This window comes from Rhodopirellula europaea 6C (assembly GCF_000338295.1).
GTDB lineage: Bacteria > Planctomycetota > Planctomycetia > Pirellulales > Pirellulaceae > Rhodopirellula > Rhodopirellula europaea.
The window spans coordinates 21,107-27,500 of the sequence record NZ_ANMO01000269.1; the positions used below are offsets into that span (position 1 = coordinate 21,107).

Annotated in this window: 4 protein-coding genes (1 of these 4 only partly in view); 2 read left to right on the forward strand and 2 right to left on the reverse strand. The window is 54.3% G+C overall.

Annotation, left to right across the window (positions count from 1 at the left end):
- Positions 1–55: 55 nt before the first annotated feature.
- Both RE6C_RS28320 and RE6C_RS28325 read right to left on the reverse strand, forming a co-directional pair.
- Positions 56–3,655, reverse strand: a complete 3,600-nt coding sequence (locus RE6C_RS28320) for a 3-keto-alpha-glucoside-1,2-lyase-like domain-containing protein (protein WP_039963732.1) — start codon at positions 3,653–3,655, stop codon at positions 56–58.
- A 23-nt stretch (positions 3,656–3,678) separates the two neighbouring features.
- On the reverse strand, positions 3,679–5,286 hold the full coding sequence (locus tag RE6C_RS28325; protein WP_008662320.1) for a neutral/alkaline non-lysosomal ceramidase N-terminal domain-containing protein: 1,608 nt from the start codon (positions 5,284–5,286) through the stop codon (positions 3,679–3,681).
- A gap of 141 nt (positions 5,287–5,427) precedes the next feature.
- Here RE6C_RS28325 and RE6C_RS28330 point away from each other — a divergent pair, with 141 nt between their 5' ends.
- Complete coding sequence (locus RE6C_RS28330) at positions 5,428–6,177, forward strand: sulfite exporter TauE/SafE family protein (protein WP_008662321.1); 750 nt, start codon at positions 5,428–5,430, stop codon at positions 6,175–6,177.
- Positions 6,178–6,219: 42 nt separating this feature from the next.
- Positions 6,220–6,394: the 5' end (the start) of a GNAT family N-acetyltransferase gene (locus RE6C_RS28335; protein WP_008662322.1), read on the forward strand. 380 nt of this gene lie beyond the right edge of the window; the window shows 175 of its 555 coding nt (coding positions 1–175); it begins with the start codon at positions 6,220–6,222; its stop codon lies off the right edge, out of view.

The window sequence follows — 6,394 nt, forward strand, 5'->3', positions numbered from 1 at the left end:
CAATTAAAAGTTCGGTGGCAAAAGTGTCAATTCAAAGCAACGCGTCGGAGATTCATCACCAAGCAATTGTCTGCTGGATCGTCGATGCTTCCCCGGCCGGCAAACCAGCACGCCAAATCGCTTTGCCATCCACCGTCACTTGCTCAAGCCGTATGCCTTGAATCTGCAAACTCGTTTGGTTGCTTACTCGGAAAACTTGCGTGCCCTTCGATTCTTCCACGAGTTCCATGGGCTGGTCGGTCGGTTGCCACACCCACTGCTCGCTGCCATTCGCGGCAGGAACCGAAATCGTCAACGTTCGACTCAGTCGAGGCGATTGTTTCTCACCAGCCGGCGTTTGCGATGAAATCGTGTCCTCCACTTTCAAATCACCTTGAGCAAACCCAATGGTGATGGTTTCGCCGCCACTCAATTGATACCCGCCAAAACGGAAGTCACGAGCTCTCGCCGACTTCTCCGGCCAAGCTGCAGCGATGCTTGGAAGCTGCGCCAACGTTGACTGCCCCTCCAGAATCGCGACCGCATCCCCAAGAGGTTCCTGGCGACCTTGCCCCCGGCCACGCCAGTGCATCGACGCATCGAAGAAGCCATTCCTCCAAACCCGAGCCAACGTCATTTGCTCAGCATCCCAAATCAGGTTGGTTTTGTTTGGGAAGGCGATCCCGATTCCGCGTGCACTGACCCCGGTAAAGAAGTTGCGATAGATCCGCAGCGCTTGCTCGGTCGGCTGCAAAACAATCGCATCCTGCTTCAGCCCCACAGGTTCTTTGGCTTTGTCGCCAAGCGACAGATACTTCCAAATGGCGTCGGTTTGGTTGACCGGGTCCCCGTCTTCAATTGTGGTGATCGCGGACTTGCCATCCACAAAACTGTTCGGCATCCGAGTGCCGGGTCGGTACAAGGTCGGGTTTTGCAAATAGCGTTGAAACCATTCGTACCGAAGTCGTTTGGGCATCGTCAAAAGATCAATCGCACCCAATCCACCCCCGGTGTCTCCACCGAAACTATGACACTTGATGCACGCCAATCCGTCGTTCCCACAAAGCTCGCGACCGTTGGAAACGATCGTCGATTCACTGGCGGTGGTGTCCGCTTCTTCAACCGTCGGGTCCATGTCCAAACGCCCCACCGCAGCATGCCAGTCTCGCAGTGGCTCGTATGCAAACGCCGGCATTCGCGTGCCCATGTAGCTGCGAAGGTTGGCACCGTGATTCAAAACATCGGTGATTGTTTGCGGAGTCAGTTTGTCCCCAACACCCGTTAATTGCGGGGGCAAACGGCCTTCCAATCCCATCTCGGGAACCGTCGACACAAACGACTCGTCACGCGACAACTCGGGTCCGCCGACACCATCGCGTTGGTGACAAGCATAACAATTCAGTCCCACCATCGTCATGTGAACACGCCGAGCGTCAGTCACCTTGGGACGTTGTCCCGAGCGTCGGCGTTTCAGTGCCGATTCAATCGCGGAAGTCTGCGAAGCTCCCAACGCAAAGTTGACTGCAGGTGCGGAAACTTCATCCGCCAAACAGCCCTTCCCTTCGCTCGCCTGATCCAACGCGAGTGCTTGAACCAATTGCAAATCGGAAGCGTTCTCTTCACCCACCGAGTGGCAATTGGCACATCCGGCGGAATAGAACTGCCGCTTTCCTTTTTCGATCAAAGAAGAGTCCGCCGCAAATTCGCTTGGCAACAAATCCAACGGCTTTCCACCGACGGTGTTGCTGACCCAGTAGGCAATGTCATCGCGAGCAAAGGAATCGCTTTCCACTTCCAAGCTCAGCGACGTTTGTCCTCCACCATCAAAGTACTCCACGCGAACTGGATAGACTCCAGCCTTCAACTCGTATTCGGCTTTGACCGTTTTGTGAGGATGGATCCCATCGTTCTCCAATCGATGGCCGTCGATTTCGAGCGCACTGCCGTCGTCGCTGGCCAAGTAGAAAGTCAACTTGGTATCCGAGTTCACATGCAAATCGGTTTCGTAAACGATCGCGAAATTGTTTCTTCGTTTCAGGTCATCGAACTTCAGCCCGCTGACTTGATCCTTCGAAACAGGATCCAACGAATCAAACGTTGGCAGTTGATCCCATGAACCGTGGTAAACAGTTCGGGTGAATGCATCCGCGGTTTCACCCACAGTGACCTCACGAGTCAGGTAAGCCGCGACCGCCATGATCTCTTCGTCGGTGCCGACCATCGCTGGCATTCGCAAGCCCGGACGAAGTTGGTTGCACGTTTTCAAGAACTTCGTCAGAGACGGCAACGTGTATTTCCGATGTGGCTTGCCCAGCGGAACCGACATCGGACTGGGACTGGTGGGATCGGCCGAGTGACAGGCTGCACACCCCACTTTTTGATAAAGCTTTTCGCCGCGATCAGCGAGCTTGTCACTGACGATTCGATCTTCAAGTGGTTGATCGTTGATCGAATGCAGATAGCTCGCGATTTCTTTCGCGCGTTCCCGTCGTTCGGCCGCCTCCATTCCTGGCCAAGGATCGGGCATCGTTGTGCCACGTTTAGTAGCGTGAGGATCAGCGATCATGTCAACGATGGCGTCAACGCGAACTCGCCCGAACACCTGCGACAAATCGGGGCCGCTTTGCGAGGGCAACATCGATGTTCCTGCTGCATGACACGCTCCACATGCCAAGTTGTCGATCAAAACTTCGCCCGCATCGGCCATCGGCAACGCATCGGTGCCAACGAAACGTTCAAATCCGGAAACAATTGGACGCTTGGCTTCGCGTTCCGCGTCTCGTGGCAAAACCCAAATGTTTCGGTATCGAACCTGGTTCCCATGATCTTGCAAATAGATGGGGCCCGGCTCGGGCCCCTCTTTCAATTTCGCGCCCCGAGTCGCATTCGGCACAACAACATTGTTCTGAACAATGACACCGTTCAAACGAACGGTCATTCGAGCATCAGTGACCTTCTTCCCTGCGTCATCGAATCGCGCCGCCGTGAAATCGACATCGTAGGTCTGCCACTGCATTGGCGGATAGCAAACGTTGACCGCGGGAGCACTGACGGTGTAAATCGCACCGCATTCGTTATCGAGTCCCTCCAATCCAAACGAATCCAAAACCTGAGTTTCGTAACGGCCTTGGTGATAGACACCGCTGTTGCCACGCTGTTGGCCCTTTGCCTTGGGCATGAACGGCGTCCGAAACTCCAAGTGCAACGTGTAGTCTTGGAATTTATGCTTGCTCGTTGTCCCTTGCATCAACCAACCTTCGGAACTGACGCGACCGTTTTCCCAGTTCGCTTCCGCTGAATCTTTGGTCCCATCGAACAGCACGGTGGCTTTCGCGGGAGCAGACCGGCCCATCGTGCTGCTGACCCGTTCGACCCGTCGCAGATTCATCGAATCGAACAGCCCCAAAAGGACATCTTCATCCGCCTCAATTTTTCGAGGCGAAGGTTTTGCACCAGCTCCAGGCAGACCACCCTCGTGAATCACAACGTCAAACTCGCCGTCCCCGATTGCGATGACTTGGACGCCAGTTTCTTCCGCGACGTACTCGCCCTGCAGTTCCAGATCAGGATCATCGGCAGCGGGTTCTTGTGCCGAGACGGAAGCCACTCCCGCAACGCACCAAAAAACAACAAACAGTCCGGCCAGAAAATTCGGCACCGGCAGATGCATTCGCATGAGGAAAGTCTTCAAAGTAAGAATCATCGGGCAGTCAGTTCAGAAAGTGTTTCGTATTTTGCAGGAGCATCGTTGGCAGCCGCACTTCGCAACAAAGAAAGTGCTGCGGCAACCAACTTCTCACCCGATCCAGGTTTCGTTCGGGAATTGATGACTTCGTAACTGCCTTGCGCATACGCCGCATGCGTCGGCAGATAAGCGGTTTCGACACAGTTGGACAATTCAATCACCAGCGTCGTTTTGAATGGTGAGTGTCGTTTGATCGCCAAACCCAAGTCAACAAAGACCTCCCCGGGCAGGAAGACGATGGCCAACTCATCTCCCAAGGTAATCGTGGAAACATCAACGGGCAGATGATCGCCCACGCCTTTCCAAGCGATCATCGGCCAAACATTTGCGGGATCGTCGGCGTCGATCCACGCTGGATTGTTTCTCAACCGATCCAATTGGACATCGCGATTCGCGGCGACCAGGTCTTCGAATCCAATCTTTTCGCCCTCTCGAGCACGTGGGATCAACGCTTTTGCTCTCGCGATGCTTTGCTTCGTCGGTGTTTGCAACGGCAACGGCACCACCACGTGGCGATATTTTAATTGCGGAGTTGCGTCTGACGGTGTCTCAATAGACTCCGCCATGATTGAACGAGCTTCTTCGACCAGCGTCTCACCTAACGCGTGCCCGATAAACTCACACGAATTGCGTTCTTTTCGGGATGGGTCAGCGTGATTGATGTCTCCACAAGTGCCGGCACCGAAAATAGACAGCACATCATCGCCAAAGCTTTCAGCCACTGCTCGCTGCATCAACGCGGGGTAGTCCGCACTCCATCGGGTGCCCCCCACCGTGTCCAAATGCAACGCATAGCTGCTGCAAATCGCAAAAGGTCGATTGTTTTCAGAATCAACGACGGCGATAACGCCCAACTGATCATCAATCGGACCGGCGACGCGAAGTCGATTCGGATTGGATTCTCCTTGCCAAGTACGAATGCTGCCGTCTTTCATCAACGACCGGCGGTTAAAAGAAACCGGCACGGTCTGAGTTGCATTGCCAGCCAAAAGCTTTGCAGACCGTTTGCTCGATATTGCATCTCCAATCGCACCGACGATCCCATCGATCAAATCTGCCGCGTAAGGAGAACCTGCGTTCCCTTTTTCGTTTTCGTTCAGTTCACCGCGAAGATGCTGAACCAGGTGAGCTTTGTAGTCGGGGGCAGTGTGCGAGTGCGTCGCGGACAGAATGTGGTTCTTGGACGGGATTCCGTGCAACGATTCCGATCTCCGAACCACTTCTTCATACAAATCACGAGTGATTCCAACCAAGTCGCAAACGACCCAAACAACCGTTGTGCCGTCTTGCTCGAACACCACCGCCTTCGCAAAAAGCGGGTCTCGAGTATCGGTCGCCAACCGCTCGTGAAAATAGCCCGACATCGGAAAACCCATCGGTGGAGTGATGTCTCGTTGCGCACTTCCGATCAACAACGACGAAGTCGACGCTGATTCCAACGCTGGAGTTTTCTCGTCTGCCGTCGCAACTGAGTGATCAAGGGCGCTCCAAACGAAACAGGCGATCAACCACATGCCGATGAAACGGATTGACCGAACAGATGCATCCAACGGACGAACCATGGTTCTTCCTGTCGTTGTGGGTGGGAAATTGAGGCGGGGACCGGAGTCGGCAGGTGGGTGGGGTTCGTGAACCCGGACACATTGTAGATACTCGCGATCTCAACCACGGACCCGTACGACCTTCGATTCACACAAAATTCAATGCTTTCATCCCTCACTCCCGACCAAATCGCACTGTTGGCAGTGGGAGCGACCGGCATTGGGTTTTCAAAATCTGGCTTCCCAGGCATCAGCATGCTGCATGTCGTGCTATTTGCCTTTGTGTTTGGAGCTTTGGAATCGACCGGTGTCCTGCTTCCGATGCTCGTGGTTGGCGATCTTTGCGCCATCGGATTCTTCGGACGAAAAGCGGATTGGTCACATGTCCGACGATTGCTTCCACCCACGTTGGTGGGCATCTTGATCGGCTGGGCAATGATGGACCGGCTGAATCCTGAATACTTCAAGACACTTGTCGGCGGAATCATCCTGGCGCTGACCGCGGTCCAAGCCGCACGGCTACTCAGACCAAAGATGTTCGAGAAATTCCCGCATCAAGTCTGGTTCTCGGTATTCCTCGGGTTGCTCGCAGGTCTAACAACGATGTTGGCCAATGCGGCGGGGCCCGTGGTAGCGCTCTACCTGATCGCTGTTAGCCTGCCAAAGTGGGAGCTGATTGGAACGAGCGCTTGGCTGTTCTTGGTTTTAAACGTTCTGAAGCTCCCCTTGAGCTACAACCTTGGGCTCATCTCACCCGATACATTGTTAGTCGGAGCTGCACTGGCACCGATGATTCCCATTGGAATGTTGTCCGGAAAATGGCTCGTCACACGAGTTTCTCAAACCTGGTTCAACGCCATTCTTCTGGGATTCACGGCCATTGCAGCCGTGCGACTGATGGGTTGGTTTTGATCCGAACGATTTCAACCGCGTTCCTCCGGAATCCGCTGCCTTATGTCGATGGAAACACAATCCACTACCGACTCAGAGCAATCCGAAATGGACATCGAAATCCTTCGAGTCGACTACACGCACGAACCACATCGCCAATCCTTGCTGAGATTGCTTTCGGAATACGCAAACGATCCAGCTATCGGAAGCCCCGGATTGAGCAAACGGGCTCAACAAC

Coding starts and splice junctions, on each gene's coding strand:
- RE6C_RS28320 (WP_039963732.1), bottom strand. CDS start 3,655: ATGCGAATGCATCTGCCGGTGCCGAATTTTCTGGCCGGACTGTTTGTT.
- RE6C_RS28325 (WP_008662320.1), bottom strand. CDS start 5,286: ATGGTTCGTCCGTTGGATGCATCTGTTCGGTCAATCCGTTTCATCGGC.
- RE6C_RS28330 (WP_008662321.1), top strand. CDS start 5,428: ATGCTTTCATCCCTCACTCCCGACCAAATCGCACTGTTGGCAGTGGGA.